This window comes from Dietzia sp. IBK-p2-15D, assembly GCF_057773105.1.
This window is the reverse complement of the sequence record NZ_JBYMTK010000003.1, coordinates 414,224-437,715: the sequence shown is the minus strand read 5'-3', so window position 1 is coordinate 437,715 and position 23,492 is coordinate 414,224. Positions and strand designations below refer to the sequence as shown.

At 70.1% G+C, this 23,492-nt stretch carries 22 protein-coding genes and 1 riboswitch; of the genes, 13 read left to right on the top strand and 9 right to left on the bottom strand.

Translation table 11 applies throughout. The features are described from left to right. The 11 genes from AC3DEV_RS07260 to AC3DEV_RS07210 all read left to right on the top strand — a co-directional run bounded on the left by AC3DEV_RS07260 (position 1) and on the right by AC3DEV_RS07210 (position 12,425). Positions 1 to 1,140, top strand: a complete 1,140-nt coding sequence (locus tag AC3DEV_RS07260; RefSeq protein ID WP_488371683.1) for a hypothetical protein — start codon at positions 1 to 3, stop codon at positions 1,138 to 1,140. An 87-nt stretch (positions 1,141 to 1,227) separates the two neighbouring features. Continuing rightward, a complete protein-coding gene (secA2, locus tag AC3DEV_RS07255) occupies positions 1,228 to 3,525 on the top strand; it encodes an accessory Sec system translocase SecA2 (protein WP_488371682.1) in 2,298 nt (765 codons plus the stop codon). Next, a complete protein-coding gene (locus AC3DEV_RS07250) occupies positions 3,522 to 4,286 on the top strand; it encodes a CDP-alcohol phosphatidyltransferase family protein (protein ID WP_259820298.1) in 765 nt (254 codons plus the stop codon). The genes secA2 and AC3DEV_RS07250 overlap by 4 nt, the downstream gene beginning before the upstream one ends. A 47-nt stretch (positions 4,287 to 4,333) precedes the next feature. After that, positions 4,334 to 4,738 carry a glycine cleavage system protein GcvH gene (gene gcvH, locus AC3DEV_RS07245; protein ID WP_067715784.1) on the top strand — a complete coding sequence of 135 codons (405 nt, stop codon included), beginning with the start codon at positions 4,334 to 4,336 and terminating at the stop codon, positions 4,736 to 4,738. A gap of 121 nt (positions 4,739 to 4,859) precedes the next feature. Beyond that, entirely contained in the window at positions 4,860 to 5,279 is a 420-nt protein-coding gene (odhI, locus tag AC3DEV_RS07240; protein WP_172812138.1) for an oxoglutarate dehydrogenase inhibitor Odhl, read from the top strand. Further along, complete coding sequence (gene ftsR, locus AC3DEV_RS07235; RefSeq protein WP_488371681.1) at positions 5,276 to 6,010, top strand: transcriptional regulator FtsR; 735 nt, start codon at positions 5,276 to 5,278, stop codon at positions 6,008 to 6,010. The genes odhI and ftsR overlap by 4 nt, the downstream gene beginning before the upstream one ends. Before the next feature lie 80 nt (positions 6,011 to 6,090). After that, positions 6,091 to 6,591 (top strand): bifunctional nuclease family protein, encoded by a 501-nt coding sequence (locus AC3DEV_RS07230; protein ID WP_096907250.1) that lies wholly within the window; start codon positions 6,091 to 6,093, stop codon positions 6,589 to 6,591. A 248-nt stretch (positions 6,592 to 6,839) separates the two neighbouring features. After that, positions 6,840 to 7,481, top strand: a complete 642-nt coding sequence (locus tag AC3DEV_RS07225) for a MerR family transcriptional regulator (protein ID WP_069390214.1) — start codon at positions 6,840 to 6,842, stop codon at positions 7,479 to 7,481. Between the two features lie 34 nt (positions 7,482 to 7,515). Further along, positions 7,516 to 7,615, top strand: a riboswitch (glycine riboswitch). Between the two features lie 177 nt (positions 7,616 to 7,792). Further along, entirely contained in the window at positions 7,793 to 10,672 is a 2,880-nt protein-coding gene (gcvP, locus tag AC3DEV_RS07220; RefSeq protein ID WP_488371680.1) for an aminomethyl-transferring glycine dehydrogenase, read from the top strand. Between the two features lie 50 nt (positions 10,673 to 10,722). Beyond that, positions 10,723 to 11,550 carry an 8-oxoguanine DNA glycosylase OGG fold protein gene (locus AC3DEV_RS07215; protein WP_488371679.1) on the top strand — a complete coding sequence of 276 codons (828 nt, stop codon included), beginning with the start codon at positions 10,723 to 10,725 and terminating at the stop codon, positions 11,548 to 11,550. A gap of 26 nt (positions 11,551 to 11,576) precedes the next feature. Then, positions 11,577 to 12,425 carry an alpha/beta fold hydrolase gene (locus tag AC3DEV_RS07210; protein WP_488371678.1) on the top strand — a complete coding sequence of 283 codons (849 nt, stop codon included), beginning with the start codon at positions 11,577 to 11,579 and terminating at the stop codon, positions 12,423 to 12,425. A 15-nt stretch (positions 12,426 to 12,440) separates the two neighbouring features. Here AC3DEV_RS07210 and AC3DEV_RS07205 read toward each other — a convergent pair whose 3' ends face one another. Together AC3DEV_RS07205 and AC3DEV_RS07200 are read right to left on the bottom strand one after the other, a co-directional pair. Continuing rightward, positions 12,441 to 13,997: a fatty acyl-CoA synthetase gene (locus AC3DEV_RS07205; RefSeq protein ID WP_488371677.1), complete on the bottom strand. Its 1,557-nt coding sequence runs from the start codon at positions 13,995 to 13,997 to the stop codon at positions 12,441 to 12,443. A 42-nt stretch (positions 13,998 to 14,039) separates the two neighbouring features. After that, positions 14,040 to 14,288 (bottom strand): hypothetical protein, encoded by a 249-nt coding sequence (locus AC3DEV_RS07200; protein ID WP_488371676.1) that lies wholly within the window; start codon positions 14,286 to 14,288, stop codon positions 14,040 to 14,042. 140 nt (positions 14,289 to 14,428) lie between these two features. Between AC3DEV_RS07200 and AC3DEV_RS07195 the strand changes: the two genes are divergently transcribed. After that, the gene (locus AC3DEV_RS07195) at positions 14,429 to 14,812 is read left to right on the top strand and encodes a YchJ family protein (protein ID WP_096905534.1); all 384 of its coding nucleotides are present in this window, start codon (positions 14,429 to 14,431) and stop codon (positions 14,810 to 14,812) included. Here the strand turns inward: AC3DEV_RS07195 and AC3DEV_RS07190 are convergent. The 7 genes from AC3DEV_RS07190 to AC3DEV_RS07160 form a co-directional block, all read right to left on the bottom strand. Further along, positions 14,809 to 15,351, bottom strand: coding sequence for a hypothetical protein (locus AC3DEV_RS07190; protein ID WP_488371675.1), 543 nt, complete (start codon positions 15,349 to 15,351; stop codon positions 14,809 to 14,811). The two genes, AC3DEV_RS07195 and AC3DEV_RS07190, sit on opposite strands and share 4 nt — an antisense overlap. Before the next feature lie 55 nt (positions 15,352 to 15,406). Beyond that, the gene (locus AC3DEV_RS07185; RefSeq protein WP_488371674.1) at positions 15,407 to 16,408 is read right to left on the bottom strand and encodes a TY-Chap domain-containing protein; all 1,002 of its coding nucleotides are present in this window, start codon (positions 16,406 to 16,408) and stop codon (positions 15,407 to 15,409) included. Positions 16,409 to 16,487: 79 nt separating this feature from the next. After that, a complete protein-coding gene (locus AC3DEV_RS07180; protein WP_067715878.1) occupies positions 16,488 to 17,303 on the bottom strand; it encodes an NUDIX hydrolase in 816 nt (271 codons plus the stop codon). A 52-nt stretch (positions 17,304 to 17,355) separates the two neighbouring features. Continuing rightward, positions 17,356 to 17,976: a TetR/AcrR family transcriptional regulator gene (locus AC3DEV_RS07175; RefSeq protein ID WP_067715815.1), complete on the bottom strand. Its 621-nt coding sequence runs from the start codon at positions 17,974 to 17,976 to the stop codon at positions 17,356 to 17,358. Continuing rightward, positions 17,973 to 18,431, bottom strand: a complete 459-nt coding sequence (locus AC3DEV_RS07170; protein ID WP_096905531.1) for a DUF3817 domain-containing protein — start codon at positions 18,429 to 18,431, stop codon at positions 17,973 to 17,975. The genes AC3DEV_RS07175 and AC3DEV_RS07170 overlap by 4 nt, the downstream gene beginning before the upstream one ends. 85 nt (positions 18,432 to 18,516) lie before the next feature. Next, the gene (locus tag AC3DEV_RS07165) at positions 18,517 to 21,063 is read right to left on the bottom strand and encodes a DEAD/DEAH box helicase (protein ID WP_159148027.1); all 2,547 of its coding nucleotides are present in this window, start codon (positions 21,061 to 21,063) and stop codon (positions 18,517 to 18,519) included. A gap of 27 nt (positions 21,064 to 21,090) precedes the next feature. Then, positions 21,091 to 22,041 carry a proteasome assembly chaperone family protein gene (locus AC3DEV_RS07160; RefSeq protein ID WP_067715823.1) on the bottom strand — a complete coding sequence of 317 codons (951 nt, stop codon included), beginning with the start codon at positions 22,039 to 22,041 and terminating at the stop codon, positions 21,091 to 21,093. A 286-nt stretch (positions 22,042 to 22,327) separates the two neighbouring features. On the opposite strand from AC3DEV_RS07160, the gene AC3DEV_RS07155 reads away from it, so the two are divergent. Next, entirely contained in the window at positions 22,328 to 23,485 is a 1,158-nt protein-coding gene (locus AC3DEV_RS07155; RefSeq protein WP_488371673.1) for a DUF4192 family protein, read from the top strand. Positions 23,486 to 23,492: the final 7 nt, after the last annotated feature.

The window sequence follows — 23,492 nt, the reverse complement described above, 5'->3', positions numbered from 1 at the left end:
ATGGCCGACGAGCGCACGCCACAGACGGCACGGGACCGGATCGTGTCCGACGTCGACCGGATGTGCCGGGGGGAGGGGCAGGCCCCGGTGGCGGAATTGTCCGACAGGGCCGCGTTGCTCGTGGCCTGCGGGCTGGTCGAGCCCCGCGTCGGCGACGTCGTCCTGGCCCGGTTGCACCGTAATCTCCCGTTCCCGACGGTCAACGGGTTCCACCAGGTCCGGATCATCGAGGAACAACGTCACGACCTCCGACGGATCCTCGGCACCCCGGTGCCGTCCATGTTGCGCATGGCGTTGCGTACCCGGTTGGCGGATCTCGATCGGAGGTATCTCGTCCTGCGGACCGGGTTCACACGGGGTACCGGCGTCTGGGCGTTCCGGGTGAAGGACATCCGCGCCGACCGTCGACGCGGTGTGCACCTGGACACCGATGACCGCGGCCGGTTGTTCGACGCACTGGCGTCGACGCCGACGATGGCCGCCGTTCCGCTCGTGCCCCGGACCCTCGCAGAACTCGGGACCGTCGCCGCGGCCAGGGGTCAGCGTGAGATGGGCAGGGTGGTGCTGCCACAGCGGGTGCAGTCGGTTGTCCAGTCGCTGCCCTCGCTCCCGCACATCCGGGCGGACCGGCGCCGGATCCCGGAGATGTACACGGCCACGCTCATGGAGGTCGGTGGTCTGTACGACCGGTTGTCCCGCGCCTACGCGCGGGGCGGACGGTCGGTCGAGGAGATCCGGCTACAGTTCGATGCCGAGGCCGAGGTGGTCGGACTCGCCGGGGACCTGTGTCGACTTCGTGAAGCGGCGGCCACGGCCGGGGTACCGCCTGCGAGCGACGGATTCACCACCCTGACCGGCATGGGCACGTCGATCGACGGGGTGTGGGTAGAGGTCGTCGACCGGGCGGTCGCGTTCCGTGAGCTCGTCGAGTCGGTGGAGTCACGGGCGGATGCCGCGGTGGCGGAGGCGGAACGCCTCGCCGGGATCGCGCGCGACAACGGTGTGGCATCGCCCGCGACGCCCTACCGCCCCTCACCGGCGGACGTGGTGGCGGAGAATCTCGCGGCCCGGGCGGGGGATCGCATGCTCTCGACGGAAGCCATGCGGCGGTTGCGGGGCCAGATCGACCCGGAGCGCTAGACGCCGTGACCGGCGGGGCACGTCCCCGCCCGCGTCCCGCCTGCGTACGGTGGACGCATCTGTTCGTGACCGGGAAGGACTCCACGCGTGGGATTGGCCAACCGCTTCTGGAAGCTCATGGGCTCCACCCAGGGACGCGACACCTCGCGCGCGCAGAGCGCGGTCGAGGCCTCGCACGAGTACGACGGGTGGGCGGCGGGACTGGACGACGGCGAGTTCGCGGACACGGCGCACGACCTGCAGCTCTTCGGGGATCCTCCCGAGGACCTCGCCCGCTTCCTCGCACTGGCCAGGGAGGCCGCCGACCGGACGGTGGGGCTGAGGCCGTTCGACGTCCAACTCCAGGGCGCGTTGCGCATGTTCTCCGGCGATGTCGTGGAGATGGCGACGGGCGAGGGCAAGACCCTCTCCGGGGCGGTGGCGGCGGCGGGGTACGCCCTCCAGGGACACACCGTCCACGTCGTCTCCGTCAACGACTACCTCGCCGCCCGGGACGCCCGCTGGATGGGCCCGATGTTCGAGCTGCTGGGACTGTCGGTCGGCCACGTCACCGAATCCTCGACACGCGATGAACGGCGTGACGCCTACGGCTGCGATGTCACCTACGGCTCGGTCTCGGAGATCGGTTTCGACGTCCTCCGCGAGCAATTGGTGACCAACCCGTCGGACCTCATCTCCCCGACGACGGACGTGGCCCTCGTGGACGAGGCCGACTCGGTGTTGGTGGACGAGGCTCTCGTGCCGTTGGTGCTGGCGGGGTCCACGTCCGGGGAGGCGCCGACAGGGGAGGTCCTGGCCGCGGTGCGCAAGCTGCGCCCGGGGCGGCACTACGAGACCGATTCCGAGCGGCGCAACATCTTCCTCACCGAGGACGGTGCCGAGGCCATCGAGACCGAACTCGGCATCGCCGACCTGTACGACGCCGACCACGTCGGTACCACCCTCGTGCAGGTCAACGTGGCCCTCCACGCGTGCTTCCTCCTGCGCAGGGACGTGGACTACATCGTCCGCGACGGACGGGTGCAACTGGTCAACGCCTCGCGCGGGCGCGTGGCCGAGCTCCAGCGGTGGCCGGACGGACTCCAGGCCGCCGTGGAGGCCAAGGAGGGCGTCCCGGTGTCCGAAGCGGGCCAGATTCTGGACAGTCTCACGGTCCAGGCCTTCATCGGGCGGTACGACAAGGTGTGCGGCATGACCGGTACCGCGCTCGCCGCCGGTGCCCAGCTGCGCGAGTTCTACTCCCTGGGCGTGTCCCAGATCGACTCCAATGCGCCGAACATCCGTTTCGACGAGGCCGATCGGACCTACATCGACACCGACAGCAAGACTCGCGCCGTGGTCGAGCACATCGTGAGCGTCCACGCCACCGGCCAGCCGGTCCTGGTGGGCACACACGACGTGGCCGAGTCCGAGGAACTGGCCGCGCGGCTCGCCGAGAAGGGTGTCGACTGCGCGGTCCTCAACGCCAAGAACGACGAGGAGGAGGCGGCGATCATCGCCGAGGCGGGCGACGTGGGGAACGTCACCGTCTCCACCCAGATGGCCGGCCGCGGGACGGACATCCGGCTCGGTGGTTCCGACGAGTCGCGGCGCGACGAGGTCGTGGAGCTCGGCGGACTGCACGTGGTGGGTACCGGTCGACACCGGACGGAGCGACTCGACAACCAGCTCAGAGGACGGGCGGGGCGTCAGGGCGACCCGGGTAGCTCGGTGTTCTTCGCGTCCATGGACGACCCGGTGGTGACCTCGGCGCTCGAACCCGAGAAGATCCCGACCGCCCACGACCGGATCACCGGGTTGCTCAAGGGCAATCGCGGTCGTGACGCCGTCGATCACGCGCAGCGGGTGACCGAGGGACAGATGCTGGAGATCCACGCCAACACCTGGCGCTACAGCCGTCTCCTCGCCGAGCAGCGCGACATCCTCGCCGAGCGACGTGCCGCGCTGCTCCGCACGGACAAGGCGTTCGAGGAACTCACGGCACATGATCCCGAACGGAGTGCCCGACTGGTGGAGGCGCACGGCCGCGACGCCGTGGTGCAGGGATGCCGCGAGATCATGCTGTGGCATCTCGACCGTGGTTGGGCGCGACATCTCGAGACGATGAACGACGTCCGCGAGTCGATCCACCTCCGCGCGCTGGGACGCGAGAACCCCCTCGACGAGTTCCACCGGATCGCGATCGACCACTTCCGCGATCTCGCCTCCGACGCGGTCCGCAAGTCCGAGACCACGTTCGCCGAGATCGAGTTCACCGCCTCCGGGGTGGACCTCGAGGCCAATTCCATGGCACGGCCCACCTCGACCTGGACCTACATGGTCCACGACAACCCGATGGCGGCCGGCGGGACCGTCTTCTCCGGGATGATGTCGACGTTCCGATGAGTGCGGCGCGTGACGGTCGACGGGAGACCGACCTCCGGGAATGGCGGACCGGCGAGGGCAAGGTCCTCGGGGCCAGGATCCCCCCGCCGCGGGACGGCCACCTGTCCGCGGCGGTCCCGCCCGGCCTGGGGCCCGATACGCCCGCGAGGGTTCCGGAGGTCAGCGACCGGTTCTGGACGTTGCCCAACGCGATCTCCCTGGGGCGCATCGCCCTGATCCCGGTCCTCGTGCTGAGCATCCTCGCGTGGGATGACCCACCCCTGGCGTTGTGGCTCCTCGGGGTGCTGGTGGTGTCGGACTGGCTCGACGGCAAGATCGCCCGCCTGTGGAACATGCGCTCGACCTGGGGTGAGCGTCTGGACCCGATCGCCGACAGGATCCTCGTCGCCGCCGTCCCCGTCTCCTTCGCCGTGGCGGGATACATCCCGGTGTGGATCGTGGTGGTGCTGATCGCGCGTGATCTCCTGCTGACGGCCACGCTCCCGGTCTATCGCCGGCGCGGGCTGGACCCCGAGGTCACCTATCTGGGCAAGGCGGCGACCTTCGCCCTGTTCTGGTCGCTCCCACTGCTGCTGACCGGCCACGCCGGAGTACCGGGAGGCCAGGCCTTCGAACTCGTGGGGGAGGCGTGCCTGTACTGGGGTGTCGGCCTGTACGCCTGGAGTGGGGGCATCTACGTCTGGCAGGCGTCGAGGATCGCGCGGGCGGTTCCCCCGCGCGGGGTCCGATCGGCTGATGTGGGGGCGCCCGACGGTGTGTAATGTCGCCAGATGGAATTCGAAGTGAGCCACTCGAGAAGGGCGCGTCAGTGAGCGATCAGAACATCCCCGACCAGCTCCGGTACACCGATGAGCACGAGTGGGTGGAGCGGGTGTCGGACACCCGCGTGCGCATCGGAATCACCGAGTACGCGCAGTCCAAGTTGGGCGACATCGTGTTCGTCCAACTCCCGGATGTCGGTGGGGAGACCGAGTCGGGTGAGCCCTTCGGTGAGGTCGAGTCGCCGAAGAGCGTGTCCGACCTCTACGCGCCACTGAGCGGCAAGGTCGTCGAGGTCAACACCGCCCTCGAGACGTCTCCCGAACTGGTCAACTCGGATCCGTACGGTGAGGGGTGGATCGTCGTCCTCGAGATCGCCGATGTGGACGACCTGGAGTCCCAGCTCGAGCAGACCCTCGATTCGGACGGGTACGCCAAGATCACCGAGGGCTGAGCGGGTAGTCGCCGCCCCCGGGCCCCGCGACCGGGGACTCCGACATAGAATCAACAGCACCGCACGGTGAGCCCCCGCTGGGCTCGGACGAGGAGATACGAACGTGACCGAGAACAAGAACATGCCCGAGGCGACCGCCGAGACCACCTCGGTGTTCCGTGCCGAGCTCCTCAACGAATCCGACCAGCAGGCGGCCCAGTCCGACTCCGCCGTCACCGGTGTCGAGGGGCTCCCCGAGGGGCAGGCGCTGCTCGTGGTTAAGCGTGGCCCCAACGCGGGGTCGAGGTTCCTGCTCGACCAGGCCACCACGTCCGCGGGACGGCACCCGGACAGCGACATCTTCCTCGACGACGTGACGGTGAGCCGGCGGCACGCCGAGTTCCGGAGCGAGAGCGAGACCTTCACCGTCGTCGACGTGGGGTCGCTGAACGGTACCTACGTCAATCGTGAGCCCGTGGACTCGGCGTCGCTGTCCAACGGCGACGAGGTCCAGATCGGCAAGTTCCGTCTCGTCTTCCTGACGGGTACGCCCGGGCAGTGACCGCCGCCGGGCAGGGCGCCCCGAGGGAGGAGTACCTCTCCATCGGGGGCGTCATCGCACTTCTGAGTGCGGAGTTCCCGGACCTGACGGTGTCGAAGGTCCGGTTCCTCGAGAACGAGGGGCTGGTCACCCCTGAACGCACCGCGAGCGGGTACCGGCGCTTCAGCGTCGAGGACCGCGAGCGGCTGCGGTACGTCCTGACCGCCCAGCGCGATCGGTATCTGCCCCTCAAGGTGATCCGGCAGGAGCTCGACGCGCTGGACGCCGGCATCGCCGACGGGTCGACCACCGCGCTGCGGCCGCGGCCCGGCGAGGACGGCGTCCCCGGGTCGACCCCGGACGACTTCCGAAGCGACACCCTGAAGAGGCTCACCCGCGAGAACGTGGTCGAGCAGTCCGGGGTGGACGCCGCTCTGGTCGACGCGCTGATCGACGCGGGCCTGATCGCCGCGGGCCCCGGCGGGTTCTTCGACCCGGAGGCGGTGCTCGTGGCGCGGACCGCGCACGACCTGGCCGCGCACGGGGTGGATGTGCGTCACCTCAGGGGGTTCCGCACGGCGGCGGATCGGCAGACCGGGTTGATCACCCAGATCGCCGGCCCGGTGGCTCGCCAGGGCGATGCCGATGCCCGTGACCGGGCCGCGGAGTTGGCGCGGGAGATCGCGGCACTGTCGGTGTCGCTCCATTCGACCCTGGTGACCGTCGCCGTGAGGCACGCCCTCGAGTCCTGACGGGAACAGCGCCCGCTCGCGGTGAACCGGATCGGGGCTACGCTTGAGACGTGGGAGAGGCGGAGAACATGGGAAAGAACATGCGCGAGGTCGACATCGTCGGCGTCCGTTTCGAGGAGCCGGAGTACGCACCCGTACTGATCCTGCACGAGAAGGACGGTGGCCGGTACGTACCGATCTGGATCGGGGCGGCCGAAGCCGCGGCGATCAGCCTCCAACAGCAGGGGGTGCGGCCGAGCAGGCCGCTGACCCACGACCTCGTGGCCGCGCTACTGGACACCTTCTCGCATCCGCTGGAGCAGGTGGAGATCATCGGAGTGTCCGAGGGGACGTTCTTCGCGGAGTTGGTCTTCGGCGACACGAGGGTGTCCGCGCGCCCGTCCGACGCGGTGGCGGTCGCACTGCGGACCTCCTCGCCGGTACTCGTGAGCCGGGAGGTGCTCGACGAGGTGGGGATCTCCCTCGTGGAGCAGGGCGAGGAAGAGGTCGAAGCCTTCCGGGAGTTCCTCGATCAGGTGAACCCTGACGATTTTCTCGGCGGGCCGGAGGCGCCCAGAGAACCGGGCGGGTCATCGTCCTGACGCCTGCGAACTGCGAGTTTGGCATTCACAATGGCCACACCGATACCAGTTCGCAGGTCAGGACAGACTCTAAACTTCAACTTGAGGTTGAGGTTTACCGCGTGTCCTATTGATCAGGGCCCCCGGCGGGCATAGCGTTGCCCTCAGTGAACTACACCGATGGTGTTCACGCGTCCAGGATCCGGGCCTCGCCGCCCGGTACCGTGTCGTCACGATCGTGGCGACACCCGCAGCTTGAGGGAGCAATCGTGGCCGACCACACCCGGGTCTCGGAGCCGTCCGTCGCCGATACGAACACGGAGAGTCTCTTCGGGGACCGAGGAGAGGGCACCCAGGCTTCCTTCGACGAGGTGCAGCCCGGGTTGTTCCCCGATGACGGGATCCCGGACGGCACGAGCGGGTACCGGGTCCCGATCGCATGCCAGATCGCCGGGATCACCTACCGGCAGCTCGATTACTGGGCACGCACCGACCTCGTGGTGCCGTCGATCCGCAATGCGGCCGGCTCGGGTAGCCAGCGCCTGTACTCGTTCAAGGACATCCTCGTCCTGAAGATCGTCAAGCAGCTGCTCGACACCGGTATCTCGCTCCAGAACATCCGGAAGGCCGTGGATCAGATCCGGTCACGGGGCGTGGAGGATCTGGCGACCATCACCCTGTTCTCGGATGGCCGCACCGTGTTCGAGTGCACCTCCAAGGAGGAGGTGTTCGACCTGCTCCAGGGCGGGCAGGGCGTGTTCGGCATCGGTATCGGGGGCGCGATGCGTGAACTCGCAGGGTCGATCGCCGAGTTCCCCGCGGAGACGGTCTCCGAGGACGACATCCTCGCACCGGTGGAGGACGAGCTGGCGGCCCGTCGGCGCGCTCGCGCCTCACGCCGCACGGGCTGATCGGCGCCGGTGGTCTAGACTCGGCCATGCGTTCACGCGACTCACGGGAGAGCTCCGCGGCCTTGTCGGTCGCGGGCGCCGAAGGAGCAACTCCTCTCCGAGAATCTCTCAGGCACCCGGACCGTGTAGTCGCCTAACGCCTCTGGAGAGCGGTGGAACAGACCACCCGCCCACGGGGAAAGCCGGGGCCGCACACGCGGCCCGGTGAATCTCTCAGGCGCCGGCACCCGTCCGGCAGGGGACAGAGCGGAGAGGGTAGCACCGGCCCGCAGGCCGCCTTTCCGGGCGGCCCCGCCACCTGAGGAGCACCTGTGACGACGACCCCTGACACCGCCCGGACCGGAGGCGAGTTCGTCGCCCGCCATCTGGGCCCCGACGCCCACGGCCTGGAACGCATCCTCGACACCATCGGCGTGGGTTCGCTGGATGAACTCGCCGAGCGGGCCGTGCCCTCGGTCATCCTCGACGAGGTGGGACCGGACGGGCGCGCGGAGGGGATCGACGCCCTACCGGAGCCGCTGTCGGAAGCGGACACCCTCGCGGCGCTGCGCGAACTCGCCAACCGCAACACCGTCGCCGTGTCGATGATCGGACAGGGCTACTACGACACGCTCACTCCGCCGGTACTGATCCGGAACATCATCGAGAGCCCGGCGTGGTACACGGGCTACACCCCCTACCAGCCGGAGATCAGCCAGGGCCGTCTCGAGGCGCTCCTGAACTTCCAGACGATGGTCTCTGACCTGACCGGTATGGACATGGCTAACGCTTCCATGCTGGACGAGGGCACGGCCGCGGCCGAGGCTATGACGATGCTGCGACGGGCCAACCGCTCCTCCAAGAGCCCCCGCTTCGCCGTCGACACCGACATCTTCCCCCAGACCGCGGCGATCCTCGCCACCCGCGCGGAGCCCCTGGGCATCGAACTGGTCACGGCAAACCTGCTGGACGACGGCCTGCCCGAGGGCGAGTTCTTCGGGGCGCTCGTGCAGACCCCCGGCGCGTCCGGTCGTGTCGCCGACGTGTCCCGGCTCATCGAGCAGTGCCACGAACGGGGCGCCATGGTCGCCGCGGGTGTCGACCTGCTGGCGGCGACGGTCCTGACCCCAGCGGGAGAGAAGGGCGCGGACGCGTGCTTCGGCACCACCCAGCGCTTCGGGGTCCCGATGGGCTTCGGCGGGCCGCACGCCGGATTCCTCGCGTGCCGCAGCGCGCACGCCCGCAACCTGCCGGGTCGACTGGTCGGGGTGTCGACAGACGCCGACGGACAGGTCGCGTACCGGCTCGCCCTCCAGACCCGTGAGCAGCACATCCGTCGCGAGAAGGCGACGTCCAACATCTGCACCGCCCAGGTCCTCCTGGCGGTCCTGGCCGCGATGTATGCGTCCTATCACGGCGCCGACGGTCTCTCGGCGATCGCCCGCCGGGTGCACGCCCACGCCGATGCTCTCGCCCGGGCACTGCGCTCGGCCGGGGTCGAGGTGGTCCACGACGCGTTCTTCGACACGGTCCTGACCCGTGTACCGGGACGCGCTGATGAGGTACTGGCCGCCGCCGCCGAGCGTGGGGTAAATCTGTGGAAGGTCGACGACGACTCCGTGTCGATCGCGTGTGACGAGGCCACCACCGCCGAGCACGTCGGGATCGTGCTCGAGGCATTCGGCGCAGGTGCCGTCGGGGCCGTCGAGATCTCGGTGGACCCGGGACACGGGGATCGCACGAGCGAGTTCCTCCAGCACGACGCGTTCGTGCGGTACCGCACCGAGACCGCGATGCTGCGATACCTGCGTGCGCTCTCGGACAAGGACATGGCGCTGGACCGGACCATGATCCCGCTGGGCTCGTGCACGATGAAGCTCAACGCCACCACCGAGATGGAGCCGATCACGTGGCCGGAGTTCAACCGACTCCACCCGTTCGCCCCCGCGGACCAGAGCGCCGGACTCCGCGAACTCGTCGCGGATGTCGAGCAGTGGCTCGTCGACATCACCGGGTACGCGGCGGTCAGTCTGCAGCCCAACGCCGGTAGTCAGGGCGAGTACGCCGGACTCCTCGCGATCCGCGGTTATCACCGATCGCGCGGGGAGGAGGACCGGACGGTCTGCCTCATCCCGTCGTCCGCCCACGGCACCAACGCCGCCTCCGCGGTCATGGCCGGGATGAAGGTCGTCGTGGTGGCGTGCCGTGAGAACGGCGATGTCGACGTGGACGACCTGCGCGCGAAGGTGGACAAGTACGGCGCCGAACTGTCGGCGATCATGATCACCTACCCGTCCACACACGGCGTCTACGAGCACGACATCGAGGAGATCTGCGCGATCGTCCACGATGCCGGGGGTCAGGTCTACATCGACGGGGCCAACCTCAACGCGCTGGTCGGGGTCGCACGTCCGGGCCGGTTCGGGGGCGACGTGAGCCACCTCAACCTGCACAAGACCTTCTGTATCCCCCACGGTGGCGGTGGCCCCGGAGTCGGCCCCGTCGCGGTCGCCGAGCATCTGCGCGATTTCCTGCCCGGGCATCCCCACGAGGACGGCCTGGGCTCGGGTGGAGTGGTCTCCTCGGCCGCGTTCGGCTCCGCGTCGATCCTGCCCATCACGTGGGCGTACGTGCGGATGATGGGGGCCGACGGACTGCGCCGGGCCACGCTCACCGCCATCGCCAGCGCGAACTATCTGGCCCGGCGTATCGGGGAGCACTTCCCGGTGCTGTACTCCGGTGACGGCGGGTGGGTCGCCCACGAGTGCATCCTCGACCTGCGCTCGCTCATCGACTCGGTCGGCATCTCGATCGACGACGTCGCGAAGCGTCTCGCCGACTACGGCTTCCACGCGCCCACCATGAGCTTCCCGGTGCCCAACACGCTCATGGTCGAGCCGACCGAGAGCGAGGACCTGTCCGAACTGGACGCGTTCTGTGATGCGATGGCGGCCATACGCTCCGAGATCGACCGCGTCTCTGACGGTGAGTGGACGGTGGACGACAACCCGCTCAGGGGCGCGCCCCACACGGCTGAGAGCGTGTCCGCCGACGAGTGGACGCACGCCTATCCGCGCAGCGTCGCGGGGTACCCACTGGGGTCGACCTGGCGCCCGAAGGTGTGGCCGGCCGTCCGCCGGATCGACGGGGCCTACGGCGACCGCAACCTGGTCTGCTCCTGCCCGCCGTTGGACGCGTTCGCACAGGACTGAACCGGCGCCGGGGTCCGGTGTTGTCGTACCCGCATGACACGGTACGGGGCATGACGACGACCGGACCCCACCCGATCCCCGCACTCCCCGCGGCCTGCCGCGAGTGGTGCCGCGCGCAGCCTCCCGCGCTGCTGGTCGCCGACGAGTACGTCGGGATCGATCTGGACCTGTGGAACCTGCGCCTCGCGGAGAAGGGCGTCGACCTACGCCTGGTCGCCGGTGGCCTCGACGGCGGGCGGGTCGAGTCCGGGCCCGGGTACCTCCGCAGGAGCGACCTGTGGGCGGCGGGTCGGCGTGCCCGGGGCAGTCTCGAGGAATCCGTCGTGGCGCTCTACATGTGCGCCGCCTGGCTGTCCGGCCACCCGTCGCGATCGGGGGTGAGGCGCGGGCTGCCGGACTTCCGGGTGGCCGAGCGGGACCGGCACGGTCGGGTATCGGTCTCCTCCCACGGATACCCACTCGTGCTGCACGAGGTGGTGGACTGGCTCGACGCGCCGGTGGAGGCGATGAACCTCCTGCGGCACGGGGCTCCCGCCGGCAGAGCGGGGCGCGGCGTTCCCGACCTGGGGTACCCCCTGGCGTCGCTGTACCTGTCGTCGTTGGGCATGGCCTGGTCGGCGCCGGATATCGTGCCGGTCGATCCGGCGGGGATCGGCACCCTGATCCACGCCGGGTGGACCGAGATCGACTCGTCCTCCCGGCTGACCCCACGGCGCTACCAGCGTTACCTGGACGTGGTCGCCGCGTGGGCGCGCGAGGCGGCCGTCGACCCGCTGGTGATCGAGATGTGGCTCGTCCGGGAGTGGCACGACCGGCGGGCACCGGCCGACTGCTCGGGCGCGTCCGACCGGACGCATCGGGGAACCCGCCCGCGCTGACCCGGTGGCGCGCTAGGGTCCGCTCCATGGAACCCCGGAGAACGACCGTGGACGTCCCGGTAGGCACCCTCGACGTCCTGGTGTGGGAGCCGGACGGCCACGCGGCCGACACTGCACCGGTGCGGACGGTGGTGGCCCTGCACGGCTTCCCCGAGTCGGCGTGGGAATGGGAACGCGTCGCCGCGGACCTGGTGACTCAGGGTGTCCGGGTGGTGGCCCCCATGCAGCGTGGATACTCGCCCGGAGCGCGTCCGCACGATGTGGCGGACTATGCCATCGAGCACCTGTCGGCTGACGCCCTCGCCGTGGCGGACAGTCTGGGGCTCGAGCGTGTCCACGTGGTCGGTCATGACTGGGGGGCGTCCGTGGCATGGTGGCTGGCCGCCCACCACGCCGATCGGGTCGCCAGCCTCACGGCCATCTCGATCCCGCATCTCGCGGCGTTCTCCGACGCGATCGGGGCGGATCCCGATCAGCAGGCCCGGTCGGCGTACTTCGGATTGTTCCGACAGGAGGGCAAGGCCGAGGACGTGCTCCTCGAGGGAGATGCTCACCGATTGCGTGCCATGTTCGGCGGGCAGGTACCGCCGGATCTGGTGGACAGGCATCTCGAGGTGTTCGGGGAGCGCTCGGCCCTGACCGCAGCCCTGCACTGGTACCGCGCGATGCGGAGGTACGACCTCCCCGACGTCACTGTCCCCACTACATTCCTGTGGGGCGGGCAGGATCCCGCGGTCGCGCGCAGCGGGGCCGACGCGACGGCGGAGCGGGTGACGGCCGAGTACCGTTTCGTCCCGCTCGATGACCTCGGTCACTGGATACCGGAACAGGCCCCCGCGTTGGTGGCACGCGAGGTCCTGGCCCGGATCGCCTGACCGCCCCGAGGCGTGTCAGTCCTGCCGCAACTCCCGCTTGAGGAGCTTTCCGGACTGGTTGCGGGGCAGTTCATCGACGAACACCACCCGCTTGGGCACCTTGAACGGGGCGAGGTGCTCGCGCGTGCCCGCGACGATCTCGTCCTCCGTGGCGTGAGCTCCGTCCTTGAGGACGACGACCGCGGTCACCGCCTCGATCCACTTGGGATCCGGGGTGCCGATCACGGCGACCTCGGCGACCCGCTCGTCCCGGTACACGGCGTCCTCCACCTCGCGGGAGGCCACCAGGACACCGCCGGTGTTGATGACGTCCTTGATCCGGTCGACCACCTCGACGAACCCCTCCGGGTCACGCACCACGAGGTCCCCGGAGTGGAACCACCCGTCGCGGAACGCCTCCTGCGTGGCCTCGGGCTTGTTCCAGTACCCCTGGCACAGTTGCGGGGAGCGGTAGACGATCTCGCCCTGCTCGCCGGCCGCGACCTCGGCACCGCTCTCGTCGACGACGCGCGCCTCGACGAAGAAGACGGGACGGCCGGCACTGGCCGGGCGTGCATCGTGCTCCTCGGGACGCAGGACGCACGCCAGCGGCCCGATCTCGGACTGCCCGAAGCAGTTGTAGAAACCGAGTTCGGGGTACTTGTCGCGCAGGCGCTGCAGCACGGTGACCGGCATGATCGACGCGCCGTACTGGGCCTTGCGCAGGCTCGACAGGTCACGCGTGTCGAGGTCGGGGTGGGAGGCCAGCGGAACCCAGACCGTCGGGGCGAGGAACAGCGACCCGATCCCGTCCTCCTCGACGCGCCGGAGGATCTCCGGGATGTCGGGCGCGGCCATCAGGTGCACCGTCGCCCCCAGCGAGAGGTAGGGCATCGCGAACACGTGCATGGCCGCGGAGTGGTACAGCGGCATCGTCACCAGTGGTGCGTCATCCGCTGCGAGGTCGAGGGAGAGGATGCAGCTGACGTATTCGTGCGCCAGTGCCGAGTGCGTCATCATGGCGCCCTTGGGCCGGGAAGTGGTGCCCGAGGTGTACAGGAGCTGCGCGAGGTCGCTCCCGGATGCGGGGGAGTCGACGGGCCGGGCCTCGCCCCGATCCACTGCCGCGCCCAGCAGCGTGCCGTCGACGGGGTCCCCGGCGGCGGGTTGCAGCGCGAGAGTCTGCAGCGACGGCAGGGTCTGGACGACGGTCTCGAGGGTCGGCGCCTGTGCGGGGTCGACCAGCAAGAGTGAGGCGCCGGAATCCGTCAGGAGGTACTCGAGCTCTCCGCCCGTCAGGGCGTAGTTCACGGGCACGTGGGTGTATCCCGCCCGTGAGGTCGCGAGGAAGCCGATGATGTAGGCGTCGGAGTTGACCCCGTAGGCGGCTATCCGCGCACCGTCGTCGAGCCCGCGACCGGCGAGCAGGGAGGCGACCCGGTCGACGGCGGTGTCGAGTTCGGCGTAGGTCCAGCGACGGTCGGCGAAGGTCAGGGCGACCCGGTCGGGGAACCGGCGGGCGGACCGTCGCAGGATCGAGTCGACGGTCCCGGCGCCGGCGGACGAGAGGGGGGACAGAGGGGTCGTGGTCATGGTCCGACTCTATAGCGGACGGTGACGTCGTACCCCGGGTGGTCAGTCGTCGGACCGGAGGAGGTCCAGGACGGCCCGGGGGATCTCCCCGGTGGCCTCGCGCGGGGTCCACGGTTCACTCGGGACCCACTGGGATCCGCATCCGCGGCACGCGAACAGCGGCTCTCCCCGACGCTCGACCGGGGTCTCGTTCCAATTGCACAGGTCGCGGCAGGAGCGCACGCGCAGGGGTGCGAGGTCGGGGTCCGGGCGGCGTCGCGCGAGCGAGCGGAGGGAAGCGAAACCAGTCATGTCACCAGCGAGGATAGACCGTCGGGAAGGCCGGGGGTGGACGCGCGGCGTCCGGTGGCGGTACGGGGCGGGTCGGTGGCCGCCCGGTGCGACGGCGGTAACCTGATCGGATCGGATCGCAGGGTGAACGGAGTGGACCGATGAGCGCATGCCCGTGCGGCAGTGGGGACGGGTTCGGGACGTGCTGCGGTCCGATCGTCGAGGACGGCCTTCCGGCGCGCACCGCCGAGCGGTTGATGCGGTCGCGGTACACGGCGTTCGTGCTGGGGCACACGGACCATCTCTGGCGCACGTGGCATCCCCGGACCAGACCGCCGACGGTCGAGGCATCCGACGTGGAGTGGACCGGGCTCACCGTCGTGGAGGTGGTCGCCGGAGATGAGGGCGACGACGACGGGGTGGTCGAGTTCGAAGCGCGGTACACCGGCCCGGAGGGCCCGACCGTGATGCGGGAACGGTCGCTGTTCGAGCGCAGGGGCGGGCGCTGGACGTACCTGACGGGGTCGGATCCCGCGGGCGACTAGGACCGGGCGGGGTCGTCCGGCTGGCGGGTCACGATGAACGAACCGATCGTGCCGGGGGTGGTCACATCGATCCGGCCGATCCTGACACCGCGGGGCACCGTCCAGGCCACCATTCCCCGGATCTCCTCGCCGGGGGTGGCCAGGACCGAGGGGACCAGCGGGTCGTCGACGATTCCCGCGGGGTTCTGGATCCGCTCGAAGGGTCGTCCCGAGGGGTCGAAGGCGGAGAAGTCGGCCGGACCCAGCTCGGGCTGCCCGGACGACTGCACGGCACGGACATCCACCACCAGCACGGCGTCCGAGTACGCGGAGGACGGCTCGATCCGCAGGTTCGACACGGTGACGGTGGCGTCCCACAGATCGCCCGAGACGGGGAACGGGCGGTCGAACTGCTGGGATGAGGGCAGCGGGCCGCTGGGCTCGGCGGTGGGGACGGGCACGGCGCGTTCGTCGTCGTCGTCGCCGAGGAGCGACGGAGAGCAGGCACTGGTCAACACGGTCGCCGCCGTGATCACGGCGGCGAGGGCGGCGCGACGCATAGGGGCGCTCCTGTGGCGGGATCGTGCGCCGGGCCGGTCCCGGCAGTCCCTGATCCTACGGCCCGTCGGGGTCGGGGTCATCGGAGGCTCGCAGGTCCCGCGAGTGTTTGCCCGCGACCCGGCGTACGAGGTCCGGGTAGACGTCATCGAGCTCCGCGGAGATCTCGGCCAGCTGGATCTTGAAGTTGACCGGCACGAACACCCGGTCGACGAACTCCGACTCGGCGGTGATCGCCTCGCCGTCGAAGACGTACCGGCACCACAAGGAGTCGCGGTTGAGGATCGCGACCTCGGTCTCCGCGGCGGCTGCGTCCTCCACCGCCGACACCAGCGGACTGCGGAACACGATGAGCGGCAGGGAACGGTGCGCGCGCACGAAGAGCAGGACGCACCCGGCGGGGACGGTGAAGACATCGTGCTCGTCGGCCCGGACGCGCCGCCGGTAGACCTCGGTGAGGGCCGCTTCCACAGCCCGGGTCGCCTGGTCCGGATCGGTGATCGGCTGCGGGCGGAAGTCATCCTCGCCGCCCGGGGGGCTCCCGGCGTCGGACGGGTCCCCGTCCGGGTCCCCGTCCGGAGCCCCGGGCTCGACCGGACACGCGCCGACGAGGTCATCCGGATCGGAGTCGGTGACATCGTGCAGGAACACCGGGTGTCGGATCCCGAACACCTGTTCCAGGGTCCCGGCGACGAGGTGGGACAGCTCGCGGGCCCGGTCCGTCGTCAGGCTGACACGTGGGCCGGCGGCGGGATCCGGTTCACGACCCGTGTCGGCGGCCTGCCATCCGAGGGCCGAGAGCTGCGCCAGTTGCGCGGGGCGCAGGGGGGTGGGGGTGTCCTCAGAACCGCCGCCGGAGACCTCGGCGTCGACCCGCCCGGAGGCGACGGCGGTGAACCGGATGTACGGCGTGTGCGCGGAGGGCGCACCGAGGACGGGTACCGCCAGGTCGAAGATCGCGCCGGGGACCAGGTCGCGCAGTAGATCGGCCAGGTGGGAGGCGAAACGGTCCCACCCGGCCGCGATCGACGCGTCCACGTCGAACTCGAATGCCGGCATGCAAGGCAGTCAACCACCGAGCCACCGTCTCCGTGAGCGGTTCGACAGGGTCCGGCGCACGGGTCCCGGCGCGCGCCGGTCAGTTCCCGGTCGGCGGATGCCCTGCCTGATAGTCCGACCAGTACTCGTCGGAGCCGTCGAACCCGACCCTGATGCCGCCGCGGTGCTCGATGATCTCCGGTTGGATCGGCGCGATGGTCCGGGACGCGGCCAGTGCGGAGTCGACGTCAGCGAACTCGGCGAGGTGGCGTAGCTGGGTCCAGGTGGGCGGCAGCAGCATCGAGTGGCCCGTACGGAAGTCCGCCAGCAGGTCCACGGGGCGGGCCCACATGGTCAGGTCCACCTCGGTGGTCAGGTCGTCCGGCTCCTGCCCGCCCGGCAGTGCGGCGAGGAAGAACCGGGTGTCGTACCGGCGCTTCTCGACCTCGGGAGTGATCCAGTGGTCGAACGGACGGAGACGGCCGGCGGCCAGCGAGAGCTCCTCCCGCTCCAGGAAGCCGCTGAACGACAATTCGTGGGCTTCGAGCTCGGCCCGGGCCGAGTGGTACCTGCCGGCATCCGAGACCGCGGCTCCGTCGAGGTGATCCGCCAACAGGACACCGCACTCCTCGAACGTCTCCCGGGCGGCGGCGCAGACCAGCCGGCGGGCCCGCGGCTCGTCGCACCCGAGGCGCTCGGCCCACCAGGTGGGGGCCGGGCCCGTCCACGCGAGGTCGGGGTCGTCGTCGGCGGCGTCCACCCCTCCACCCGGGAAGACGGTCATCCCACCGGCGAACGCCATACCCTTGACGCGGCGGGCGACGAACACCTCCGGGCCGGCGGTGGAATCGCGGATCACCATCACGGTGGAGGCGTCCTTGACGGGGCGGGCGGTGCTCTGGTCAACCTCGGTCATGCTGTCAGTCTCGCCCGACGCGGTGGCGCGCCCCACACCGGGGTGGGTGTGGTCAGTCGGAACCCGTGGCGGCCGGAGGCAGGACGCCGTAGAGCACGTGGCGGACCTGCTCGGTGACAGTCCCGCGGCTGTCGCTGACGGGGGAGCGCTCCACCCCGCACCGCACGATGGTCATGTAGAGCACGTCGAACACGGTCTGGGCCGGACCGGCGAGGTCGTCCGCGGTCGCGGAAGTGCCCGAGTGACCTGCGAGGACGCCGGCGATGAGGTCGCGAAGCTCTCCGAGGATGCGTTGCGCCTCCGCGCGGTGCGGCCCGGGCTCCCCGAACAGCGTCTCGCGGTGGTACGCCGCGATGTTCTCCGGCTGCCTGTCGAGCGCCACCAGGAGAGGTTCGCACAGGGTGACGAGATCGTTCACCGGGTCGCCGGTGGCCGGGACGGTCTCGACCATCGCGCGGAACTCGTCGTTGGCGACCATGCACAACAGTTCGCCCTTGGACTGCGCGTACCGGAACAGCGTCCCCGTCCCGACCTCGGCCAGATCGGCGACCTCCTGGGTGGTCACCGAGGAGTAGCCGCGACGGGTGAACAGGTCGCGGGCGGCCGCGTGGATGCGCCGCTGCTTGTCGGCCTTGTTCAACTCCCGGCGGCCGGGTTCGCGGGTGGGGGTCACGAGAACCACTCGGTCGGCGGGCCGGCCATCAGCAACAGCGAGAACACGATCGCCACCACGACGAGCGTCGCCACCAACGCGAGGGCGGGCGACCGCACCGCGAAGGCCAGCACGCGCTCCGGGAGCGTACGCGGGGCGTCGCCCTCCGGGCCGACCCGCCACGGGCCGTCGAGCAGTCCACGACGCTCCACCGACCGCTCGAACGGGACGGTCGCATAGGGGATCACGGCGGAGGCCAGACCGAGGACACCGGTCCCTGCGGTCCACCGCTTGTCGGTCCAGACCGCGACGGTGGCCACCGCGTAGCAGAGGAACACGAACCCGTGGACGCTGCCGCCGACCATGGTCGCCCAGTCGAATCCCAAGCCGTACTTGCCGATCATGCCCAGGATCAGGAGCGTCCAGGTGACCACCTCCGCGAGCGCGAGTCTCTTGTACAGGATGCGGGGGGTCACAACTGTCCTCCATCGATCGGGTCGGGGTTCGTCGCACATGCTACGGACCCGGGCCGCGCGGGTAGGTTCCAGGTCGGGGGCGGGTTCACCCGTGGAGGGCGAGTGAGGCGAAACGCACCTCGCCCGCCTCGTCGCAGGCCGCCAGGTCCACCACACCCTCGATCGCCCAACCGTGGTCGCCCTCCGGGTCGTCGAGCACCTGCCGGACCCGCCACGTATTGGTCTCCACGCCGGGGCCCGACTCGGTGACCGTGAACAGTGCGGGGCCACGGGCCGCCGGACCGGTTCCGATGGCGTCGTACTCGTCCCAGTAGGCGTCGATCTCCGAGTCCCAGTCGGGGTGGTCGGGCACGTCGGCGTCAAGTTCCGCCAACCGCTCGATGTCGTCGCGCGAGAGCAGTTCGACGCGGCGGAACATCGCGTTGCGCACCATCACGCGGAACGCGCGCCTGTTCGCGGTGACGGGCCTGGTGTTCCCGGCGGACTCACCGAACGCGAGCTCCGCGACCTGGGCGGACGACACATCCGGGTCGGTGAGGAGCTCCCACTCGTCCAGCAGGCTCGAGTCCACCTGTCGGACCAGTTCGCCCAGCCACTCGACCAGGTCCTCGAACTCCTCGGAGCGTCGGTCGGCGGGGACGGTCTGGCGCAGTGCCCGGTAGGCGTCGGTGAGGTAGCGCAGGACGGCTCCCTCGGAGCGGCCGAGCCCGTAGGCCGAGACGAGGTCCGAGAACGTCATGCCCCGTTCGACCATCTCCCGGATGACCGATTTCGGTGACGGTTCGATCCCGGCGACCCACGGATGCCCTGCGCGGTAGGCGTCGTAGGCGTCGGCGATGAGGTCCCCGAGCGGCTTGGGCCACGAGATGTCCTCGACCAACTCCATGCGCTCGGAGTACTCGACCCCGTCGGCCTTGAGCGCCCCGATCGCCTCCCCACGGGCCTGGCGCTGCTGGGCGTACAGGATCGGCCGGGGATCGTCGAGCACGGCCTCGATCACCGAGACCAGGTCCAGCTCGGGGGTGGGGGACTCCGGGTCGAGCACCTCCATCGCAGCGATCGCGAACGGCGCCAGCGGCTGGTTCAGCGCGAAATCCCGTTGGAGGTCCACCGTCAGCCGGACGTGCCGCCCGTCGCCGTCGGGCTCCGGGAGCCGTTCCACGATCCCGGCGGCCTCCAGCCCGCGGAACAGCTCGATCGCGCGGAGCACGTGCCGACGTACCCGCGCGCGGGTCTCGTGCGAGGACAACAGCAGGTGCCGCATGTGGTCGTAGCAACTGCCGGGTCGGGAGATGATGTTGAGCAGCATCGAGTTGCTCACCTCGAAGCGACTGGTCAGTTGCTCCGGCTGCGCGCCGACGAGCTTGTCGAAGGTCGACCGGGACCAGTTGACGAACCCCTCGGGGGGCTTCTTCTTGCCCGCCTTGGCCTTCTTCTTGGGGTTGGCGGCGGCTTTCGCGGCGGCCTTGGCGTTCTCGATCTCGTGCTCGGGGGCGAGCACCACCACGAACCCCTCGGTGTCGAACCCGGCCCGACCGGCACGGCCCGCGATCTGGTGGAACTCGCGGGCCTTGAGGACCCGCTGACGACGGCCGTCGAACTTGGTCAGGCCGGTGAACAGCACGGTCCGGATGGGCACGTTGATCCCGACGCCGAGGGTGTCCGTACCGCAGATGACGGTGAGCAGGCCGTCCTGCGCCAGCCGCTCCACCAGCCGCCGGTATTTGGGGAGCATGCCCGCGTGGTGGACGCCGATCCCGTGGAGCAGGAGTTTGCGCAGGGTGCGGCCGAACGCGGTGCTGAACCGGAACCCGCCGATCTCCTCGGAGACCGCGGCCTTGCGCTCCTTGGTCGCCACCGAGAGCGAGGTCAACGCCTGGGCCTGTTCGAGTGCGGCGGCCTGGGTGAAGTGGACGATGTAGACGGGGGCCTTGCCGTCACGGAGGAGCAGTTCCACCGTCTCGTGGACGCCGCTGAGCTCGTACTCGAACGACAGGGGGACGGGGCGTTCGGTGCCGCCGATGTGCACGCACTCCCGACCCGTGCGCCGACGCAGGTCCTCCCGCAACCAGTCGACGTCCCCGAGGGTCGCGGACATGAGTAGAAACTGCGTGTCGGGCAGTTCGATGAGCGGCACCTGCCAGGCCCACCCGCGGTCCGGCTCGGAGTAGTAGTGGAACTCGTCCATCACCACCTGGCCGATGTCGGCGGCCGACCCCTCTCGCAGGGCGATGTTGGCGACGATCTCGGCGGTGGCGCAGACGATGGGGGCGTCGGCGTTGACCGAGGCGTCGCCGGTGAGCATGCCCACGTTCTCGGCGCCGAAGACCTCGCACAGGGCGAAGAACTTCTCGCTGACGAGCGCCTTGATGGGGGCGGTGTAGTAGCTGCGGACACCTCGTGCCATCGCCGAGAAGTGGGCCCCCAGCGCCACGAGGGACTTGCCGGAGCCGGTGGGGGTGGCCAGGATCACGTGGCTGCCGGCGGCGATCTCGAGGACGGCCTCCTCCTGCGCCGGGTACGGCGTCAGCCCCCGGTCGGCGGCCCACGCCACGAACGCGTCGAACACCGCCTCGTCGTGCAGGTCGGCGGGGACGTCGTCGAGGTCGGCGAGGAGGTGGGGCAGATGCACCGGTCCGAGCCTAGTCGCCGAGGTCGGTCAGCCGTTCATCTCCGGGCCCCGGCCCGACCCGTCGTCCTCGGCCTGCTGGGCCAGGAACCGCTCGAACTCGGCACCGATCTCGTCGCCGGAGGGCAACGGCTTGCCGCCGGGGTTGAGTGAGTCGGAGCCCAGGCGCGTCTCCATGAACTGGTCGTACTGCTTCTCCATGAGCTCGACGGCGGTGAGGACCTCGGGGTTGTTCTCGATCTGCGCGTTGACCTGCGCGGTGAACTCCTCGGCGGCCTTCTCCAGTCCGGTGGTCGGCAGCTCGAGGTCCGCGAGCCGCGAGACGTTGTCGACGAGGTTGAGCACCGCCGCGGGGTACGCGGTCTGGGAGAGGTACTGGGGGACGTGCACGGTGAAGCCCGCGGACGGGATCCCGTGCTCGGCCATCCGCAGCTCGAGCAGTGAGGTCACGTTGCCGGGCACGGAGAACTCGCCGGGCCAGGCGGTGAACCCCTGGATGAGGTCCACATCACTGGCGTGGGCGCTGGAGTTGGTCGGCCGGGTGTGCGGCACGCCCAGCGGCATGGCCCCGAGTCCGATCGACATGCGGACGCCGAAGGTGGCGGCCAGATCGATCACGGAGTTGGTGAAGCCGTCCCACTTCAGGTCGGGTTCGAGGCCCGAGAGCAACAGGAACGACGTGCCGTCGGTGGCCTTGACGGCGTGCAGTTGGATCGTCGGCTGGTCGTACTCGGAGAACCGATCGAACGAGTACTTCAGGTGGGGGCGGCGGGACCGGTAGTCCACCAGCTCGTCGACGTCGAACTCGACGATCAGCTGGGAGTCCAGGGTTTCGCGGAGGTGTTCGGCCACGCCCTGGATCGCCTGGCCGGCGTCCGAGAACCCCTCGAGTCCGTGTACGAGGACCGGCCCGCGACCGTCCTCCGAACGCAGGTCGGGAACGGGTTCGATCATTCGGTACAGATCGCTGTGCCTGGCCATGTCGACTCCTCTCGTCACCACACCCCGTCCGTCGGGAGTACGGGGTCGCCCGGTCGTCCATCCGGGACGGGGTTCACAACTGTGACAACGACACCGCGCCCGGGTTGATTCCCCGGTGGCGGTCCCCCGGCCGTTCCCCACAGGTCGTCCCCCTCTCCACAGGCGGGGCGCGACAGGACGCCCGCAGGCCTCCGGTGGCCGACCACGTGCTCGATGGTGAGACCGGTGCACGGCACCTGCGGGCCGGGACCCGGGCGGGGCCCAGGACGCGCGAGACAGGAGACGGATGAGGACGATGACGACCGGCGAGATGATCGACGATGACGGGGCGGACGGACGGGCGACGGTGGTGATCTCCTCGCCGGAGGAGTTGATCGCCTCCATACCGGCGATGCTCGGGTTCCCACCGGGCCGGGGGTCGGTGGTGGTGCTGTGCGGCGAGACGGCCGACGGCGGGCAGGGGCCGGTGGTCCGTATGGATGTCGACGGGTTGCTGGGGGCGGGACGGGGCAACCCCGATGACGACGAGTTGCTCGACGGTGACGACGACGTGGACGGTTATCACGACGGCGGTCCCGACGACGCTTCCGTGGGGCGCTCGAACCCGGCTGTCGATCCCGGTCCCGCGCGCGGGTTGGCGCAGTTCTGCGCGCGGGAGGGGATCGGGTCGGTGCATCTGGTCGTGGTGCACGAGGACTGCGTGGAGGACTACCACGCGGGCTTGCGGGCGGAGGACGCCGCATCGGCGTTCGAGTACTGGCTGGGTGTCGCGGGCACAGAGGTCGCGGCGGCCTACGGCGTCGGCGAGTTCGCCGAGGGCGCACCGTGGGTGGAGCTGTTCGGGATGGTCCGTGGGGTCCAACTCGATCCCGACTCGACGCAGATCGCCGCGGTCCACGCGTACGGTGGCCGGGTCCGGGCCGGCTCGCGGGACGAGATAGACCGGATGTACCTCGTGCGGGACGCGGACGCCTGCGACGAGGATCCCCACGAGTCGGGGCCGCCGCGGGTGGACGGGGCCCGTCGGGTGGCGGAGGCGGTGGTGGCCGAGGCGGTCGAGCGTCACGACGACGCCGCACGTCGACTGGAGGTGGGGGAGAGTGTCGACGACGACGAGCTCGCCGGAATCGGCCGGGACCTGCTCGTCATCGCGGTTCGGGACGAGATCTACCGGCGGCTGGCCCAGCGGGGTCTGGGCGACGGCGACGGCCGACGTCTCGTGTGGTGGGCGGTCGCGCGTCGGAGGCCGGGGCGCGAACGCTCGGTGGCGCTCCTGCTACTCGGCGCCGCGGCCTACTTCGACGGTAGCGGGGTGCACGCCTGGTCGGCCCTGTCGGCGGCCCTGGACGCCGACGCCGGCAACTCCCTCGCCCGGCTCCTGATCGACAGCCTGCACGCGGGCCTGTCTCCGGAACGGCTCAGGCAGGTGGCCGCGGCCGCCTGAGCCGCTC